Annotated in this window: 11 protein-coding genes; 9 read left to right on the forward strand and 2 right to left on the reverse strand. The window is 48.0% G+C overall.

The annotated features are described in order from the left end of the window. Positions 1-34: 34 nt before the first annotated feature. The gene (locus tag GA0116948_RS02245; protein WP_089708573.1) at positions 35-1108 is read right to left on the reverse strand and encodes a phosphotransferase enzyme family protein; all 1074 of its coding nucleotides are present in this window, start codon (positions 1106-1108) and stop codon (positions 35-37) included. 441 nt (positions 1109-1549) lie between these two features. Between GA0116948_RS02245 and GA0116948_RS02250 the strand changes: the two genes are divergently transcribed. From GA0116948_RS02250 to GA0116948_RS02270, 5 genes are all read left to right on the forward strand, one after another. Then, positions 1550-2161 carry an RNA polymerase sigma-70 factor gene (locus tag GA0116948_RS02250; RefSeq protein ID WP_089708575.1) on the forward strand — a complete coding sequence of 204 codons (612 nt, stop codon included), beginning with the start codon at positions 1550-1552 and terminating at the stop codon, positions 2159-2161. 88 nt (positions 2162-2249) lie between these two features. Next, positions 2250-3428 (forward strand): FecR family protein, encoded by a 1179-nt coding sequence (locus GA0116948_RS02255; RefSeq protein ID WP_089708577.1) that lies wholly within the window; start codon positions 2250-2252, stop codon positions 3426-3428. A 260-nt stretch (positions 3429-3688) separates the two neighbouring features. Further along, a complete protein-coding gene (locus tag GA0116948_RS02260) occupies positions 3689-6898 on the forward strand; it encodes a TonB-dependent receptor (protein ID WP_165798321.1) in 3210 nt (1069 codons plus the stop codon). A gap of 36 nt (positions 6899-6934) precedes the next feature. Further along, positions 6935-8326, forward strand: a complete 1392-nt coding sequence (locus tag GA0116948_RS02265; RefSeq protein ID WP_089708581.1) for a RagB/SusD family nutrient uptake outer membrane protein — start codon at positions 6935-6937, stop codon at positions 8324-8326. Positions 8327-8337: 11 nt separating this feature from the next. Then, complete coding sequence (locus GA0116948_RS02270; protein WP_089708583.1) at positions 8338-10137, forward strand: TlpA family protein disulfide reductase; 1800 nt, start codon at positions 8338-8340, stop codon at positions 10135-10137. 90 nt (positions 10138-10227) lie between these two features. On the opposite strand, the gene GA0116948_RS02275 is transcribed toward GA0116948_RS02270, so the two are convergent. Continuing rightward, positions 10228-11232: an LLM class flavin-dependent oxidoreductase gene (locus GA0116948_RS02275; protein ID WP_089708585.1), complete on the reverse strand. Its 1005-nt coding sequence runs from the start codon at positions 11230-11232 to the stop codon at positions 10228-10230. Between the two features lie 767 nt (positions 11233-11999). Between GA0116948_RS02275 and GA0116948_RS02280 the strand changes: the two genes are divergently transcribed. From GA0116948_RS02280 to GA0116948_RS02295, 4 genes are all read left to right on the forward strand, one after another. Continuing rightward, complete coding sequence (locus tag GA0116948_RS02280; RefSeq protein ID WP_089708587.1) at positions 12000-13196, forward strand: ROK family protein; 1197 nt, start codon at positions 12000-12002, stop codon at positions 13194-13196. A gap of 121 nt (positions 13197-13317) precedes the next feature. Further along, on the forward strand, positions 13318-16548 hold the full coding sequence (locus GA0116948_RS02285) for a SusC/RagA family TonB-linked outer membrane protein (RefSeq protein ID WP_089708589.1): 3231 nt from the start codon (positions 13318-13320) through the stop codon (positions 16546-16548). A gap of 12 nt (positions 16549-16560) precedes the next feature. Then, on the forward strand, positions 16561-18276 hold the full coding sequence (locus GA0116948_RS02290; protein ID WP_089708591.1) for a SusD/RagB family nutrient-binding outer membrane lipoprotein: 1716 nt from the start codon (positions 16561-16563) through the stop codon (positions 18274-18276). A 169-nt stretch (positions 18277-18445) separates the two neighbouring features. Further along, positions 18446-20680 carry a hypothetical protein gene (locus GA0116948_RS02295; protein ID WP_089708593.1) on the forward strand — a complete coding sequence of 745 codons (2235 nt, stop codon included), beginning with the start codon at positions 18446-18448 and terminating at the stop codon, positions 20678-20680.

The raw sequence follows: 20680 nt of genomic DNA on the forward strand, positions 1-20680 counted from the left end.
TTACCACTTTGCATGCTTGTTCTCTATTCAAACATTACTTCCTCAGGGGCGTTTTTAATGCCTGCTGAATTATTTCTTTAAAGGCATCTTCTTTTGCGGTGAGTTGCTGCAAGAGCACCAGTTGGTTATTAGCCCTTACAAGGTTATGTCCTCCGTAACGTGCGCCGTAGTAACGGTCGTTGTTCAGGTGATCGGTCAGGAAACGCAGGGCCTGCATATAGATCATGAACTTACCCGCGTACACCAGGTGCTGAAGTTCGGCTGCGGTGAGGCTATCCTTCATTTCGCTCAGATAGCCCGCTATAATGGCGGAGAAGTATGCATCGCGAATATTAATTTTGCTAAAATCCTCTTCTTCTTCTGTAACCGGGGAGAGATAAGTGCGCAACATGTCGCCCAGGTCGCTGATAAAATAACCAGGCATCACCGTATCAAGGTCTATCACACAAAGTCCTTGCCCCTCCTCATCAAACAGTACATTGCTAATTTTAGTGTCGTGGTGAGTAACGCGCAATTTAAATTGTGGGTCCTGCCGTATATGCCGGTAGGTAGTCTCGATATCCCGAAACTGCTGCACCAAGGCAATGCTATCATGGGCTGCCGCAATGCGGGAAAGATCGCCCTCCCGCAACACCGACTGGAACTGGGTATAACGCAGGGACAGGTCGTGAAAGCCTGCCAGCGTGGTGCGCAACTGCTGATAGGGAAAGCCTTCCAGCAGGCGCGTAAAACGACCAAACTGCCGCGCAGCCTCATAGGCCATGGCCGGTGAGGTTACCACGTCGTACGCCTTAGAAGGCCCAATGAAAGGCAGGAGGCGAAAATATCCGGTTATATCGCGTACAATACCTGCGCCATCTAAAGAGGCTACAGGTTCTGGAAATAAATATCCTGGCGCATGCTGGCGCAGATACGCTGCCAGGGAGCTAATATTCACGGCAATATTATCCGGTTGTTGAAACACATCCTGGTTAATCTGTTGCAGTATATAATCGCGGCCCCCAGGCGCCTCCACTTTCCAAGTACGGTTTATTAACCCGCTGCCAAAGGGAGTAATCTTGCATTGCGCTGCGTTCAATCCGTATGCGTGAAGTATCGACGGCAACATGCGATTTATAAAGTTGAATGGTCTGTTGATAAATTCCGCACTAAGGTAATACCCACACACAGTTAACATCCATGCAAACGCTTGCGCAAAATCTCACAATCGCTTGCGTAACCATTCTTTAGTGATTTTATGATCGTATAACCAGTAACATAACATCCAGGCACATCCTGATAGTTGAAGCAAGGGTAGCGAAAATGAACTCCTTGTAAAACATATAATAAAAATATAATATAAAAATACGCTTATAGTCACCGTAGCATTATCGTTTACCTGTAAGCTACAAATCTTGGGGAGGCCATTGAACTTACCAATCAAGTATGCAGTGATCCAATATCCAGGCACTGAGAATACCCTTCTATATTATTTTATGCGTTAAATCGCTCGTTTTTAAATATTTTTATAGCAGTGAACACATTATATACAGGTGGGCTGTTGTAAGGGATGGAAGAACGTTTATATACAGAAGAGATTTTATTACAGCGGTTTGCGGCCGGCGACCCCACTGCTTTTCAGTTTATTTTTCGTCAACACTACCAGGCGCTTTGTTATTTTGCCAATTCCATCGTGGCAAACGATCAGGAAGCGGAAGACCTGGTACAGGAATCTTTTTCCAAGCTCTGGGACAAACGCAACGGTTTCGGATCGGCCAGCAGTATTAAAGCCTTCCTTTTCATTAGCACTAAAAACGCTTCCCTCAATTTTATTAAAAGCCGGGAACGGCATTCCCTGAAAGAAAAAGAGTTTTCTTATTTGCACCCCGAGGAGGAATCGCTGGACATAAACAGGTTTGACCCTGTGTTGACGGAAACGGAGATCATGCAGCAACTGTATGCGGAAATAGAACGGCTGCCCAACCAGTGCCGCCGCATCTTTAAAATGAGTTACCTGGAAGGCCGGAAAAACGAAGACATTGCCAATACCCTTCACCTCTCTTATAATACCGTACGCGCCCAAAAGCTACGGGCACTTAAACTCATCCGCAGTGGCCTGCTCAAAAAAAATATCCTTCCCCTGCTAGGCATGTACCTGGTACTACTCCGCCACACACATTAACTTCTGCTATTAGAATTTTTTTAACGAATTAGACCATTTTCTTTAATCGAAACCAATTTGCTGTTGTTTTTATATCAAAAGCGCAAAATTGGAAGCAGATCAACATAAAGAACTTTTCCCTTTCTTACAACGGGCAGCTTACCTGATCCGCCAGCACCAGCAGGGCTTGCTGACGGCGGCAGAGCAGGAAGAATTGCATACGTGGATCGGTGCTTCTTTAGAAAACCAGCGCTTATTTGATCAAATGACGGATCCTGCTTTTCTACAGGAACACCTCCACCGATTCGAAAAATTTGATACGGAAGCTGGCTGGAACAATTTCCGTGCTTTACATTTCCCCTCCCGGCAGGCGCGCCTGCGCCCGCTTTTTGGATGGTGGAGTGCTGCCGCCATTTTGTTAATGCTGGTGGGCATCGGCTTATTCTTTCGCCACCAGTCTTCCACATCCCGCCCCCTGGCGGCCATCCAGGCTTCACCGGTGGTGCCGGGCCATTCCCGTGCTTTGCTTACCCTGGCCGATGGATCGGTGATACCGCTGGATAGCAATGGTAACCGGGTAATTGCCCAACAAGGAGCTACAGTGCAGCAACAAAATGGTCAGCTGCAATACCTGGCCCAAGGCGATGCCACTACGGCCATGAATATGCTCACCACGCCCCGGGGCGGGCAGTTTCGCCTTACCCTGCCAGACGGCACGAAAGTGTGGCTAAATGCAGCCTCTTCCATCCGCTACCCTACCGCCTTTACCGGCACGCAGCGCACCGTGGAGATCAGGGGGGAAGCTTACTTTGAAGTAGCGCCTGTGGCTAACAAACCCTTTACCGTAAAAATCAATCAAAATACCAGCATAGCCGTATTAGGCACGGGATTTAACGTGAACGCCTATACGGATGAGCCTTTTATCCGCACCACCCTCATAGAAGGCGCTATCAGCGTTCATACCGGAAACACTTCCAGGGTACTGGCCCCCGGCCAGCAAGCCCTGGTAAATGGCCCTGCCATACAGGTAAGCGACCATGCAGACACTACGGCCATACTAGCCTGGAAAAGAGAAGCTTTTTATTTCCAGGAAGCAGACATCTCCTCCGTTATGCGGCAACTATCGCGTTGGTACGACGTAACGGTGGTGTATGAAGGCAGTATGCCCTCCAGGCGTTTTCAGGGCGAAATAGAACGCAACCTGCCGCTTGCAGACGTATTGGAAGGACTGGAAAGTACCGGCATCCATTTTCGCCTGCAAGGCCGCACAATTATTGTAACACCATAACAAGCCACCAATATTTTTTGTCCGTTGCCATCGAATGTAAATCCCTAACACGCTTTAGCGAAAGTAATGTCATGCCGTATAAAAAAAACCGGAGGTGATTGGACCCACCCCCGGCTAAATAGTAAGACGGCATACGTACTAAGGTTGCACATACTTAAATACCTATTCCTCCATCTTAACAATGCAAATCTATGCAATTGAATGATCATGGTAAAGGCCCCGTCATGCCGGGACTTTCCTCAACCAAAATCGCGCTTATTATGAGATTGACGCTTGTTCTCATGATTGTTGCCACACTCAAAGTATCGGCGGGTGTATTTGCCCAAACGGTATCGGTATCGGTAAAAAATGCTTCCATAGAAGAAGTATTATCCATGGTGAAACGCCAAACGGGCTATCTTTTCTTTTACGACCGCGATCTGCTGCGCACCGTAAAACCGGTGACCATCAAGGCAGATCGCACGACCCTGCCCCTATTCCTGGCCGCAGTATTTAAAGACCTGCCGCTGGATTATGTGATCAAGGACAAAACTATTTTCATTAAAAAGAAAATCCAGCCCGCCACCAGCACACTGCCCGCAACAGCCAGTGAGGCCGTGCAGGGGCCTATAAGTGGCTGGGTAAAAGATGCCAGCGGCACGCCCCTGATCGGTGTAACCATTAAAATAAAGGGTACTAGTACCGGCGCCATTACCGACCCACAGGGGCAGTTTACCATCAACGCAAAGCCCGGCGACAGACTGGTGATCTCTTATGTAGGATATGCTACAACAGAGGTAGGCGTAGGCAATGGCCCCTTGCAGATTACCTTGCAGGCGCAGACCAGCGGCCTGGATGAAACGGTGATCATTGGCTACGGTACCACCAGCAAACGGAATAATACCGGCTCCGTATCCAGCCTGAAAGCGGCAGACATTGCCGACCAGCCGGTGCTGGACCCGCTCGCCGCCATGCAGGGCCGTATCTCCGGCCTGTTTATTACTTCTTCCAGCGGCCTGCCCGGTTCCAATTTTAAAGTAGTGCTGCGGAGGCAAAGCTCCATCCTGAACCCTAACGACCCGCTGTACATCATAGACGGAGTGCCTTACTATTCGGAACCGCTAAACCAGTTCACGTCGGCTAACGGTAAACAAAGCCCGCTTGCTTCTATTAACCCTTCCGACATAGAACGCATAGACGTGCTGAAAGATGCAGACGCCACGGCCATCTATGGCTCCCGTGGTGCCAATGGCGTGATCCTGGTAACGACTAAAAAAGGAAAGGCTGGCCATACCCGCACCAGTTTTAATGTATACACCGGCGCCAGCCAGGTAGTCAATACCGTGGACATGCTAAACACGCCGCAATATGTGCAGATGCGTAAAGAGGCATACGCCAACGATAACAAAACCTACGATGCCGAATCGGCACCCGACCTTACGATATGGAACCAGCAGAAAACCACCGACTGGCAGAAATTTATCATCGGCAGCACCGCGCATACCACCGAAGCACAGGGATCTGTGTCTGGCGGTAATGAGCAAACACAGTTCCTGCTGAGTGGCACCTATCACAAGGAAACCACGGTTATGCCGGGCAGCCTGGGCTTCCAGCGCGGCTCCGCCCACTTTAACCTGAACCACACCAACGAAAACGGACGGTTTAATGTGACGGCTTCCCTAAATTATAATGCCAGCACAGACCGTTCCCTGGCTTCCGATCTTACTTCCTTCTATAATATGTCGCCCAACTACCCGCTGTACGATAGCACGGGTGCTTATTATTGGTTCAGTAACCTGCAAAACCCGCAGGCCTATTTACTGCGCAAATCGGAAGTGCGAACCAATAACCTGGTTGCCAACAGTACCCTGCGCTATACCCTGCTGCCCGGCCTGAACCTCAAGGCTAACCTGGGATATAACCGGACAGACATGAAACAAACGCAGCTTTACCCGAATGCCACCTTTAACCCGATGACTTCTACCGGCAGCATGTCTTACTTCGGCAACTCCGATGTAGAATCTTACATCGTAGAGCCACAGGTAGATTATAATAAGAAAATCGCAAAAGGGGATCTGCAGGTAATGGTGGGCGGCACCTGGCAGCAAAGCATCCGCCAGGGACAATCTGTTATAGCCACCGGTTTTTCCAGCGACGCGTTGTTAGGCGACCAGCAGGCCGCCAGCCTGATTACACCCAAACCTTCTATGTATAACTTTTACCGCTACACGTCTATATTTGGCAGGATCAATTATAACTGGGAAGAAAAATATTTGCTGAATGCTACCTTCCGCCGCGATGGCTCCACCCGTTTCGGGCCGGGCAATCGTTTCGGCAACTTCGGCGCCATTGGGGCCGCCTGGATATTCAGCAAGGAAGCATTTATCAAAGAGGGCAGCTTCCTGAGCTTTGGTAAACTGCGCGCCAGCATAGGTGTAGCCGGCAACGACAACATCGGCGACTATCAATACCTGGATAGCTGGACCTCCAATGCTTATCCTTATGATGGCGTATCGGGGCTGTCCCCTTCCCGCCTGCCTAATCCAAATTATAAATGGGAAGAAAACAATAAAAAGGAAGTGGGCCTGGAACTGGGTTTCCTGAAAGACCGCATTCTGTTTAACACCAACTTCTATTATAACATTTCCGATAATCAACTGGTAGACTATGCACTGAGTCCGCAGGTAGGTTTCCCATCCATCACCGCCAACCTGCCTGCCAAGGTAATGAACAGCGGATGGGAGTTTGAGGTAAATACCATCAACATTCAGCACAAAGAATTTACCTGGAGAACATCCGCCAATGTGTCCATCAACAAAAACAAACTGAAATCTTTCCCGAATATCGAGTCTTCTTCTTATAAAGATCAATATGTAGTAGGAAAGCCGCTTTCTATTGTGAAAGGCTATCAATTTATGGGATTAGACCCTCAGACCGGGCGCGCTAACTTTTCCACCCATGGCGATGCCCCGGATGCGCCCACCGAATATGATGATTATGTGATCCTGGGTAAACAGTCGCCCGACTTCTATGGCGGTTTGCAAAACTCCTTTTCCTTTAAAGGGTTTACCCTGGATTTCCTGCTGCAATTTGTAAAACAGGAAGGGCCAGGCATTGATTATGGTTATGGCGTTTCCGCCATTGGTGCATTGGCCAACCAGGACCTGCGCGCCCTGGACCGCTGGCAGCACGCCGGCCAGGCAACAAGTGTTCCGGCAGCCACTACTACAGACGGCACTGCCAATTTCCAAGCCTATAGCCTGTCTTCGGCCAACTGGGACGATGCATCTTACATCCGCCTCAAAAATGTGGCCCTGCACTACGACCTGTCTAAATATACCCGGCGTTGGAAGATCACAAACGTGAATGTGTATGCCACCGCGCAAAACCTGTTCACCATCACCAACTACTCCGGCATGGATCCTGAAACACAGGGCACGGTAATGCCGCCTTTGAAAACATATACGATCGGTTTACAGTTTTCGCTGTAATGACCGCTTATACCGTAGACCAATAAAAGCTTTAACATGAAACGCATTCATATATTTTTATTCACCCTCCCGCTTATCTTCAGCACTGCCTGCAATAAATACGTAGATACGCCTTTACCGAAAAACGAATTGGTATCCGATTTGGTATTTACAGACGACAAAGCGGCTACTTCCGCCGTAACGGGTGTGTATGGCGCTATGTATTCTTATAACTACCAGTTCGCCAACATATTGATGAACTACCTCACCGCCATGCAGGCAGACGATATGTATTACTATACCAGTTTTGCCAATTACGACGTGTTCCGCGAAAACAGGTTGCTGCCCAGCAGCCAGTATGTGCAGAGCATGTTTGCCAACCTGTACAGCTTCATTTACCAGATGAACGCCTGCGTGGCGGGGCTTTCGGATGCCAAAACACTTACCCCGTCCGTACGCAGCCAGTTGCTGGGAGAGTCTTATTTCATGCGCTCTTTCTTTTATTTCTACCTGGTAAATCTGTATGGCGATGTGCCTTTGATCACCGGTACTGACTACAAAGAAAATGGTGTGAAGCCCCGCGAAAAAACAGCCGTGGTGTATGATACCATTATTAGCAACCTGAAATCTGCCGTGCAGTTGATGGGTGATGATTATCCCACCGGCCAGCGCCTGCGTCCCAACAAAGCCGCTGCCAATGCGCTGCTGGCAAGGGTTTATCTCTATACTAAACAATGGGCTTTAGCAGCATCTACCGCCTCGCTGGTGATCAATGACAGCCGCTACTCCTTGCTGGCAGACCTGAATAAAGTGTTCCTGGCCAACAGTGAAGAAGCCATTTTCCAACTGGAACCCATTAATATAACCGGGGGGCGCAATACCTGGGAAGGCCTTACTTCCACCCCTGCTTCGGCCACGGCTACTGCTTATATTCGTTTAGATACCCTTCACCTGATCGCTAAGTACGAAGCTAATGACCAGCGACTGGCACAATGGACTGGCTTCCGCAAAACTGCCGCCGGGGCCACATATTATTTCCCTTACAAGTACAAAGTGAGAACGGATCCTTCCGGGCAAATCACAGAGTATTCTATGGTAATGCGCCTGGCGGAACAATACTTCATCCGTGCGGAAGCCCGCATACAACAAAGTGACCTGGACGGTGGCCGCGCAGACCTGAATGCCATCCGGGAAAGGGCCGGACTGCAAGACCTGCCTGCTACGCTGAGTAAAGACGCCCTGCTGCTGGCCGTAGAACAAGAACGGCATGTGGAGTTGTTTGCCGAATGGGGCCATCGCTGGTTCGACCTGAAACGTACCGGTCGCTCCGATGCCGTACTAGGGCCCATTAAAGGTGCTAACTGGCAGGCTACCGATACCCTGTATCCTATTCCTGCCAATGCTATCAGCACCAACATCAATCTCACCCAGAACGAAGGGTATAACTAACCGTGCGTAAAATGAAAAAATTAACCATGCTTGCTTTGCTACTGTCAATGGCCGCGTTTGCGGCCGTTGCACAGCAGCGCCTCACTATTACGCCTTTATACCCGGAACGCGGGCAAACCGTAACCGTTACCTACGATCCTTCGGCACCCGGCGCTGCAATAAGCCCTTCGGCCAGCGCGGTGACCATGGTATTTACTTATTCCAATTTTTACAACCTGCCCTGGCGTATGCCCATGCAGCGCATAAATGGTAAATGGACCGCCTCATTGAAGCTGGCAGACTACACCGCCTTTGCCACCTTTATCCTGGAAAGCGGCGACGTAACAGACAAACCGGCTAAAGACCAGCACTACGAAATTGCCGTTTACAAAAATAAGATCCCAGTGGAGAACGGGTATCTTTATAAGGCTTACAGCCTGAGCGCACAGATAGGCAGGTCTCCGCTGCTGGCGGATAAACAGGCCGCTTTATACGAACAGGAACTGGCCCTGCACCCCGATAATTACGAGGCGAAGGTGCGCCTGCTTATGTATAAAATAAACAAAGCCACTACCCCCGCCGAAAAAGAAAAATTCCGCGATTCGGCACACCAGGTTATTGCAGACCAATTCTATAAAGCACCCACCTTTAATGGTAATATCAACAAGGTAACCATGGGCTACCTGATCATCGGTGAAAACAGCCGCCTGGACTCTATCCGTAAGGTAGTGATGGAACGCTATCCCGAATCCGATATGGGTCGCGAATTGAGGACCAGCGCAATAGCCAGCGGCAAAGACACCACCCGGCAGATTGATCTCTTTGAAACGGAGCTCAAAAAAGAAACGCCGGAGAACGAGGCTTCTTTTACCGGCATGCACGAAAAGCTGTTTCAATATTATGCCGCGCGGAAAGACAGTAGTAAAGCATTATACCATGCCCGTTTTCTGACAACGGAAAAAGAAAGTCCATACACGGCAGCAACCTGGCAAAAGATTGCGCAAACATTGCTAGACAATAACGTGGCGCTGGATACCGCACGCTTTTATGCGCAACGGGCACTAGACAGTGTGCGCCACTACCCGGTAGGCATTATCCGCTACTTCCCGGAAACCGGTTACATCTATCCCTATGCATCTGATAGCACCCGCGAACTGGTGTACAAAAAAGCAAGCTTGCACCTGGCATCCATCCAGGGCCTGATTGCAATGAAACAGGGCCGCTATGCCGAAGCAGACCAACAAATAAAGAAATCCATCAGCCGCTTTGCCGATAAAGCCACGATGGACAATGCGGAATGGTATTATCAACAAAGGCAGGATACGGTAAACCTAATTACCCTAAAGCAATTTCGATATAACATTTTGATAGAGGAGTTACTGAAACAACGGTTAAACCGCCTCGCTCCCCCCCTCAACACTTTTGTGGATATGCAGGGCAAACCTGTAGATACGGCAGCGCTGAAAGATAAAATTATTGTGATTGATTTCTGGGCCACCTGGTGCATTCCCTGCATGGAAGAAATGCCCTATCTGCAAAAAATTTACGATCACTACAAACACAACCCGCGTATTGTATTTATGATAGCCAACAGCGGTGCCAGGAATACCCTGGCCAATGCCCAGGCCTGGAGCGGTAACAAAACTTATACCTTTCCCGTGTATTTTAATACCGATCCGGAAGTAGGCGACAAGTTTAAATTTAATACCATCCCGGCATCTTATTTAATTGACCAAGCCGGCTATATCCGATTTAACAACATAGGTTTTGAAGGCCCTGAACTGGAGGCTAAATTAAAAGGGCAGATTGAAATATTGTTGCATAGCAAGTGATCTGCCTGGCTACAAAGGCTGTTATAATAAAAAGCGGCTGCCATCCAATTTTCCAGGATAGCAGCCGCTTTGCATATAGCGCAGATTAATTTATTGGAATAACCCTGCAAACAGTTGGCAGGAATAGCGCCGGGCCTCCTGGTCGTAAATGTACGAAGTAGCCATAATTTCATCTACCCCGCTAGCGGCCAGAAAAGCTTCCAGTTTTTTCCGCACACTATCTACCCCGCCAAAGAAAGCATATTGTAACATCTGGTTCACGCTGGCTTCTATCATGTCGTTCCAAATACTGCTCATATCGTTTACCGGTGGCTGTAGTGGCTGGCGCTGCCCGGTAACAATACCGGCGAACATTTGTTGCTGGGAAGTAGCCAGGCGCAGGGCCTCTGCATCGGTATCTGCCATCACCACGTTTACGCAAGCCAGCACATAAGGCACTTTTAATTGCGCGGAAGGCTGGAAATTGTCGCGGTAAATTTTTATGGCACGCATAAATTCAGCGGGCGCAAAGTGGCTGGCAAAAGCGTATGGCAGGCCCATTTTCGCCGCCAGGCGGGCGCTATCGGTGCTAGAGCCTAGTATCCAGATGGGAATGTCCAGCCCCTCGCCAGGAATGGCCCGCAGGGCAGCATGGCTATTGCTTGCCGAAAAAAACGTTTGCAGTTGTTGCACATCATCCGGGAAATGATAAGCGGCCTGCATATTAAGGCCCCGGATGGCGCGGGAAGTAAGCTGGTCAGACCCCGGTGCCCGGCCCAGTCCAAGGTCTATACGCCCAGGATACAAAGACGCCAGCGTGCCAAATTGCTCTGCCACGATGAGTGGCGCATGGTTGGGAAGCATAATGCCACCAGAACCAACCCGGATGGTCTGCGTATTGCCCGCAATGTAGCCTATCAGCAAGGAGGTGGCACTACTGGCCACACTGGCCATATTATGATGCTCTGCAAACCAATACCGGCTATATCCTAATGTTTCCGCTTGTTTTGCCAGTAGCAGGCTGCTGTGAAAACTATCTGCTGCCGTATGGCCTTCTGTAACGGTAGCCAGGTCTAGTATGGAGTATTTTACCTGGCTAAGTGATCTGTTATTCATCTTTTATGCTTATGGTTCCTGTTCCGGGCATTGTTATCCCGGCTTTCTATTGTTAAGGTAACCACTTTCAGGATAACCCGCATAAAAAAGCCGCTCCGGGAGGGAAGAAGGGGATCATTTTGCATTAACATAGCCCTGCTTTTACATCGTAACGATGGCATAGTCTTTCAGCACCCGGTTTTAAAACATGGCAGAAATTGCCTTCACATCCAAAGAAAAGAACGCCAGATCTGTGATTACAAAAAGTAAAATAGATAGTGGAAATAGCAGCAAGATTTTCTAAAATATTCATCCCCTTCCATCAATGCAAAATTAGCTTCCGAATATTATACAAATTAAAAAGCTGTTCACCCGCATTTGGTACATTCCTTAAGACTTTCTCTCAATATAAAACCAAACGATATAAAAGACGGTATACAGATTACATGGAGGAATCATATAAAGAGGGGCAGCTTTTCATTGATATTCCCATAGCATTTTCCCATTTCTTTTCATGCGTTTCGTTGCATCCAACCAACCTACCACAAACACCTGCTAGTTGAATTTTAACCTAATTAGATACTCATTTATCTTTTTATTAAAAAGAATAAAAAACTTTTTAAAAAAAATAAAAAGATGCTTGCAGTTTCACAAATCATTAATTAAGTTTGTTTAGATGGTTGCGAGAAGCGAGTAAAGAAGAACCAACATTATAAAAGCGAAATATGCACCATTATTAAAAGCGTTTTCGGGATTGTCTGCTTATCTGATAAATAAATAAATCCAAAATGCTTCCAGGCCCTACCCATAAAAATAGGAAGAAAACGCAACTGAGAAACGACCTTCTCAAGCAACTATATTACCAAGGCACCTTATCCCTAAACGAACTAAGTTCGCTGGTGAAAAAGAGTTTGCCCTTGGTTACGAATACGGTCAATGAGCTGCTAGAGGAGGATTATGTGGTAGAATGCGGACTGGCGCAATCTACTGGGGGCCGGCGACCACTTACATTTATGCTTAATCCTGAAAAGCCGAGGTATATCGTTGCCGTGGCAATAGACCAACTGGTAACGCGGGTAGTGATCTACAACCTGCTTAATAAAGCCGTATCGCCAGTTGCTACCTGGATGCTGGATTTGCATATGGAGCAGGCCCACGAAAAAATTGCTGGTTTTGTGAAGGATTATATAACGAATTCGGGCATACCAAACAATCACTTATTGGGCATTGGCATTAGCATGCCTGGTTTCATTAATATGGAGGAGGGCATAAATCATACTTTCTTTAAACCCATACAAGGAGGCATTGGAGAATACCTGCAGCAGGCCACCAGGCTTACCGTTTTTATAGACAACGACTCTTCTTCCATTGCACTGGCAGAGTTAAAGTACGGAGCCGCAAAGGGATTAAAAGAGGTCATGGTAGTAAATATAGGCTGGGGTATAGGACTAGGCATGATCGTGAACGGGCAGTTGTTCCGTGGACATAGCGGGCTGGCAGGAGAATTTAGTCACATCCCGTTGTCACTCACAAACAATCTTTGCTCCTGCGGTAAAAGAGGATGCCTGGAAGTAGATGCGTCCTTGTTGGTAGTGGCAGAGAAGGCAAAAAGTGCCATGCTGCGGGGAGAGAAATCAAGCCTGCGTGAATTATTTGAGCAAGAAAACCAACTGCCTGGTGACCAAGTGCTGGTTGCGGTAAAAACAGGCGATCCACTGGCTATTTCTTTACTAGCCGAATCAACCTTTATGATTGGCAAAGGTATTGCCACGCTAATTCACATTATGAACCCGGAACGGGTAGTATTAAGTGGCCGCGGGGCCACGGCAGGGAAAATACTCCTGGCACCCGTTAACCAGGCAATTAATGAATTCTGCATTCCACGTTTGGCAGAATATACACATTTGCATGTTTCGGATCTGGCGCACGAAGCCGCTCTTTTAGGCGCTGCAGCTTTAGTCATGGAAAACTGCAACCTGAACTGATTTTTTTTTATAAATAAATTTTGTATTGCTCCGCATATACCTGTAAGTATGCGTCCGGCGCTTTATTGCCTTATATGAACACCGTATAAAACGGATTTTATCAACCAATTACGCTCTCACCATGAAACAGTTGTATGTATGCTGTATTGCATTGCTACTATGTTGTAGCGCCTATGCACAAAAGGTCATTACCGGAAATGTTACGGATACCAGTGGACCCGTCGTCGGGGCATCCATTGTCGTAAAAGGAACAAGCCGGGCCGCACTTTCAGGAGCAGATGGCAGGTTTTCCATCAAAGCGACAAACGGCGAAGTCCTGAAAATTTCCATGATCGGCTACCAAACCAAAGAGATTACCATCGCTGAACAAAATACCATCCACGTCTTATTAGAATCAACCAGCTCCGGCCTAGGAGAAGTAGTGGTAACCGCGCTGGGCTTGTCGAGAGACAAGCGCGCCCTGGGTTATTCCATCACCGAACTTAAAGGCCAGGACATTGCCAACGCTAATGTGGTAAACCCTATTAATGCATTGCAAGGCAAAGTGGCAGGCGTGCAGATAAACATGGGAAGTTCCGGCCCACAATCTTCCCAACGCATTCTCATTCGTGGCAACACTTCACTCACCGGGAATAATCAGCCTATCTTCGTAATCGACGGCGTAATTATCGATAACGAAACTACCAAAACCGGCACCGCTGAAAGAGACTTCGGGAATGATCTTAAAAACCTGAATGCCGACGATTTTGAATCGGTATCCATCCTCAAAGGTGCAGCAGCTACAGCCCTCTACGGCTCCAGGGCATCCAACGGCGTGATCCTGATCACTACCAAAAAAGGTAAAAAGAACCAGGGCCTGGGCATTAGCTTCTCCGAAACCCAACAATGGGAAACCGTTTACGGATATCCCCACATGCAAAACGAATTTGGCCAGGGTACTACTACCCTGTGGTCTCAGGATGCCAATCAACAAGATATCCGCAACACCAACTCCAGCGACCGCGATTATGGCGTACCCTTCGACGGGCAACCTTATACGGTAAACGGAGGGCTGTACAGCGGCAAGTACCAGGCCTATCCAAACAACCTGAAAGATTTATACCAAACAGGCCGCTTCCAGAATACAAACGTTGCCTTATCAAACGGAACAGAAAAAAGCGCCTTCCGCTTTTCTTATTCTAACCTGTCTACTGATGGTATTACTCCAAGGAACACCTTTGGCCGTAACAGCTTTTCCTTAAATGCGCAGCACGAAATCAGCTCCTACATTTCAGCTTCGGGCGGGTTTAATTATGTACACTCTACAGCTAGCAATCCTACTTATCAGGGACAGGGATTTTCCCCCATTTATGATTTTTTGTATTCCGTTCCAAGGGAATATGACCTGAAATATTGGCGCAAAAATTATGTAAGCCAAAACGGTGATGGCTATAATGCCAACGATCCATGGAGCTATTCTAAAACACTATACGACTATCTCCTCAACGATCAAACGCAAAAGGAAGACAACTTCCGCGCCAATCTAAACCTGGATTTTAAAATCACCGATTGGCTGAAACTTACCACCAGCGGCGATATCTATAAACTATTCACCACCAATGAAACGAAGAAACTAGCCACCGGCACCACCGAATACTCCGGTGCGCAATACATCCTGGATAGCAAAAGAAAAGATCAGTTTAGGATCAGGGCTGTACTCAGTGCAGATAAGAAAGTAGGCAACTTCGGCATCAACGCATCTGCCGGTGTGGAAAAATGGAAAACCAGTGGCGCGCTGCAAATATCACAAACCAACAATGGCTTGCTGGTACCAGGCGTATTCGACCTCTCCAATTCTTTCTCCGCCGCCACCACCAGCGGAAGATTAAATACCGACCAAAAAACGATCAACTCTGCCTACGGTTTTATCAACGCCGATTGGAAAAACCAGCTTTACCTGGATATTACCGGCCGTAACGACTGGTCGTCGAGCTTAATGTATGCCAACGGAAAAGGAAATGTATCCTATTTTTATCCTTCTTTCAGCTTATCCTGGATCGCTTCCGAAACGTTTAAACTGCCCACCGCTATTTCCTTTGCAAAGCTGCGGGCATCCTATGCAATCGTAGGAAAGGATGTTGATCCCTATGTAATCACAACACCCGGCACTTATAACTATGGTGGCCTGGCTACAGATAATATGTTTGGCGGCAGTGGCTTTGCTTATTACATATTTGCCAACTCCCAGTTAGGCGCGCAAAACCTGAAGCCGGAAAAACAACACGCAATAGAACTTGGCGCAGATATCCGCTTCCTGGACAATCGCATCGGCATCGATTTCGCTTATTATAAAACCAACACTAAAAACCAGATACTCGCCCTTTCCACCCCCGAAGAATCGGGCGTAACGTCTAACCTGATCAACGCAGGCAATATTCAGAATGCAGGGATAGAAGTATTGATCACCGGCACGCCCATCAAAACACGCAACGTAGGATGGGATCTGACCTTGAACCTCACCCGCAACCGCAACAAGATTATTGCATTGGCAAATGGGGTATCGGTATATAAATTAAATGGCGGCGGCGGTGAAACAGGCGCCTATGCAACCACCAAGGGGGCCTATGGCGATATCTATACCTCGCAGGCTTATCTGAAAGACGATCAAGGTAACAACCTGCTTACAGGCAATGGTGTATTTACCCAAGCCGGTGTCAGCACAAAGATTGGCAGCATTCAACCCGACCTGCTGGGCGGCCTATCTTCTAATTTACGATGGAAAAAATTTACCCTGGGTGTACTCTTAGATGCTAGATTTGGCGGTGATATGCTATCACTTTCCCACAACTATGGCATGTACAACGGTACCCTCGCATCCACCCTGCATGGACGCACCGAAAAATACGGTGGCCTGGCCCGTACACTGGCTGATGGCCGCGTAGTGCATGACGGCATCATACCAGATGGCGTATTCCAGGCCGGCACTGTAGCCGCAGACGGTACAGACCTTTCTGGCAAAACCTATAAATGGGCAGTTGAAAATGGTCATAAAGACCCCGTATCCGCCTCCGATTATTACGGTAATCTTTACGGATGGGCCTCCGGCATCCGGTCTGAGTCGATCTATAAATGCTCCTGGCTGGTACTACGCGAAATTTCCCTGATGTGGAACTTACCAGTAAGCGGCATTTCCAAATATGTAAAAAATGCAAGCCTCGGCGTAAGTGTGCGGAACGTAGCGTTTTTGTACAACAGCCTTCCTGATAACCTGAATCCCGAAGGGTTGGTAACTACCTATGGCTCCGAATATATGGAAGCTGGCGGCTCCCCCCTGTCACGGAACTACAGCGTAAAACTTAACGTAACCTTTTAAAGATATTGCTATATGAATACCTCATCATTTAAAAAACTGGTACAGGCCTGTACACTTTCAGCCAGCATAATAGCATTGGGAAGTTGTAAGAAAGACTTTCAGGAAATAAACGTAGATCCACAAAGCATTACCACCGTAGCACCTGAAACACTTTTCTACACCGCAGAAACAAAAATGCTGACCTCCAATGCTTCCTGGTACGACACCTACGCCTGCAAGCTGCGCTGGATGCAATATTGCTCCAATATCTGGGGCTATTCTACCACGAACTTCACTTACTTTAGTTCCCAAATAGGCGCTTCATTATATGACGACTATAACAGCGTGGGGTCATACATTACCAATGCCGGTTACCTGGCCACGCAAAAAAATACACTGGACCAATACTCCGACATGCTTCAAATGGGAAAAATCCTGATCATTACAAAAGGCATGCAAACCACCGACATACAAGGCTCACTCGCCTATAAAACGGCCTGGCAGATCAGAAACGGCAAAGACAGCTCCATATATCTCAATCCCAGTTTTGAATCCCAGGAAGAACTATACAAAACCTGGAATGACGACCTGGTAACCTGTATACAAAAACTGCAAAATCCACCGGCTAATGTGAAAAAAATCGGATCGTACGATCGCGCTTTCGGCGGCAATACCCAACAATGGATCAAAACAGCCAATGCCCTGCGCCTGCGCATCGCCATCCGCCTTTGGAAACGGCTGCCAGACCTGGCAAAATCTATCGCCACCGAAGTACTGGCTCCCGCCAATGCAGCCAATATCCCTACTGGCATTAACGACAGTTTTATCCTATGGCACGCTAACGACTATACGACTTACAATCCCGGCGACTGGCATTCTGTATACGACATGGATTGCGCAGCAGCGCCTTTCATGAACTACCTTAAAAAGTATAATGATCCACGCAAGAATATTTTCTTCCAGATCAACAACCTGACACCGGATAATATAGCCGCCTATAATGCCCAATCTTCTGACAAAAAAGTAGGCGGTAACATTACCAGCGCCATGACGCAATGGGAAGGTGGTACGGTGAGCTACGATAAAAGATCTACCGACGAACCTTATCTAGCCAGAACTTTAGCCGGGTCTCCCGCGGTAAACATGCGGGCCATGAACTACCCGCAAACACGGCTATGGAAAGGCACTGGCTACGATGGCACCGGCTCTGGCGGCAACTTCGCCCCCCTGCTTACTTACGCAGATTTTTGTTTTATGGCAGCAGAATTTGTACTCCAGGATAACATACCCAGCACCCAAACCGCCAGCCAGTGGTATACCGCCGGCGTAACCGCTTCCGTAAAACAATGGGATGCCATCGGCAATTACTGTAAGGTGTACGACTACGAAGCACTTACAGATGTACAACTGCAGGCATTCCTCACACAACCCGGCATTGCATGGGACGCCAGTAAAGGACTGGAACAGATCTACTGCCAGGCCTACGTAGAAGATTTTAAAAACACGAACGAATCGTGGGCGCAATGGAAACGTACCGGTTTCCCAAATCAAACTTCTTCCATCATTAAGTTTGACAAAGTGCTGATCAACGGGGTAGAACAAAACATTCCGCGCAAAGTAAAATTTGAGTATCCAACTGTAGGTACCACCAATTACGATAATATCAAAGCCCGCCTGGACGGGATGGCAGCCTTCCCCGAATTTGGTGGAGTAACCAATGAATTTGGCCATCTGTGGTGGGAAAATTAAATAGTAAATGCATGAAAAATGGGGAAGGATTCCTTCCCCTTTCTTATAATAAACCACTATGAAGCTCCATATATCTACCATCGTTAAACGGGGACTTTTGCTTATCTCATTAAGCCAACCATGGCATGCAACAGCCCAATATTTTTCAGCCGGAAACTTGGATGTTCGCATGGACACACAAGGCCGCATAGCAGCCCTGCAACCAACCACCCGCGATCAAAACTATGCAGTAACCGATACACCAGGCTACCTGTTGCAAATCGTGCTGGCGCAAAAAACCATTAGCCCGGTAAGCGCCCGCTTCGACAAAAACAATATTTACCTGCAATATCCAGCCGGGCAAACCGCCGTGGTGAATGTAACAAAGCGCAACACTTACCTTCGGTTTGAATTAAAAACCATCAGCAAAGGAATAGACGCCGTGATATGGGGCCCTATCAACACAACGGTAGCCGATACCATTGGCAACATGATTGGCGTGGTGAGAACGGCATATTATGCACTCGGCATTCAGGCGCTCAACAAAAAAACCTCCGGCGGCGTATTGCAAAATGAAGAAGGCGCCATCTTTGACAACGGCAGCACCGCACGCGCCACCAGCTTTGGCGCAGCCTTGCAAGCATTTACCGTAAACCGCTCCGTAGACCGCACCATTACCGTATGGGATACCTGGCATCAAGTGCCCTTAAAAGCTATTCCCGATGGTAAACTCGAAGGGTCGGCCATCGCCTTATTTGGTTGCACCCCCGGCGCAGTATTAACCGTCCTGGAAAATATTACCAGCCAGGAAAACCTGCCCTACGCCACCTGGAATAAAAAATGGATCAAGACTTCACCCGAATCGGGCCGCCCTTACATGATCACCCGGTTCAATGAAAATAATATAGATACCTTCCTCCACTATGCTAAAAGCATGGGGCTGGCTGGCGTATACCACGAAGGACCTTTTAAAACATGGGGCCATTTCGTATTGGATAGTACAGAATTTCCTCATGGCATAAAAGGATTTAAAGCCTGCGTAGACAAAGCACATGCACTGGGACTTAGGTTAGGATTTCACACCCTTACTAACTTTATCACTACTAATGACACTTTTGTTTCCCCAGTGCCAGACCCACATCTCATGACGGCAGGTTCCGCCACACTTACAGGCAACATAAGTGCAGATGCCACTAAAATATCGGTTAGTAGTCCTACCTATTTTGAAATGCGAAGTGAACTGAATAGCGTGCGCATCGGCAATGAAATCGTACGTTTCCGCGAGGTAAGTAAAACAGCGCCCTATCAATTACTGGGCTGTATAAGAGGCGCTTTCGGCACCCAACGCAACGCCCATGCACAGGGCAACCAGGTAAGCCGCTTAATAGATCACTCTTATAAAGTATTTTTCCCTGACTGGGAGCTTCAGCAAAAACTGGCTAGCAATGTCATCCGGTTTATCAACGAAACCGGCGCAGACCAGATGGATTTCGACGGCCACGAAGGTACCTACGCCACCGGCATGGGGGATCTTTCATTTAATACCTTTGCCGAAAGTGTGTTTAAAGGCGCCAACCATCCCATGGTGTTCGGTTCCAGCCGGGCTAACCACTACTTCTGGCACTTCAATAACTACCTCAATTGGGGAGAGCCTTGGTACGGCAGCTTTCGCGAAAGCCAGTCGGATCTAAGGATCACCAACCAGGCATTTTACGAAAGAAATTATCTCCCTAACATGCTGGGATGGTTCCTGATAACAGAACAAACTACTTCAGATGATATAGACTGGATGCTGGGCCGGGCTGCTGGTTATAATGCCGGCTACGCATTAGTAGTGCGCGAAAAGGCATTGAGCAACCCACATATCAGCGAAATCACTGCCCAAATTAATTTATGGACGAGCGCACAAACCCATCATTCCTTTTCCATGGAACAGCGTACATGGCTGAAAAATCCCGCCAACGAAGTGCATCTTTACCAGGAAAACGACGCGCTTTTTATGCAGCGATTTAGTAAATACGAATTTAACTATGAAGCAAAAAACGTACAACCAGGAGAACCTACCACATCCACCTGGTCATTCAAAAACCCAGCCAGCGCCCAGTACGCACAATTGGTACTGCTGTGTGACGGAAAAGAAGGCAAAGTGAATAAACCCGTGCTGGAATTGGATCACTCCTTTCACATAGAATTACCAGTTACACTGGCAGCAGGCGAAAGCCTCGTGATCGGCAAGGCCAGGATGGCCCGGCTCTACGATGCAAAAGGCCGATTCCTGAAAGAGATAGACCTCGGTGAAGCGCTCCCACAAATGACTACCGGCGACCACGAACTTTCGTTCGACGCTACGATGGATACCGGCGCACATGCCCACCTAACCGTTAAGCTGGTAACCGGCACAGAAAAACTTAAGGGAGAAAACTAA

Origin of the sequence: Chitinophaga costaii (genome assembly GCF_900094705.1) — a bacterium.
Lineage (GTDB): Bacteria > Bacteroidota > Bacteroidia > Chitinophagales > Chitinophagaceae > Chitinophaga > Chitinophaga costaii.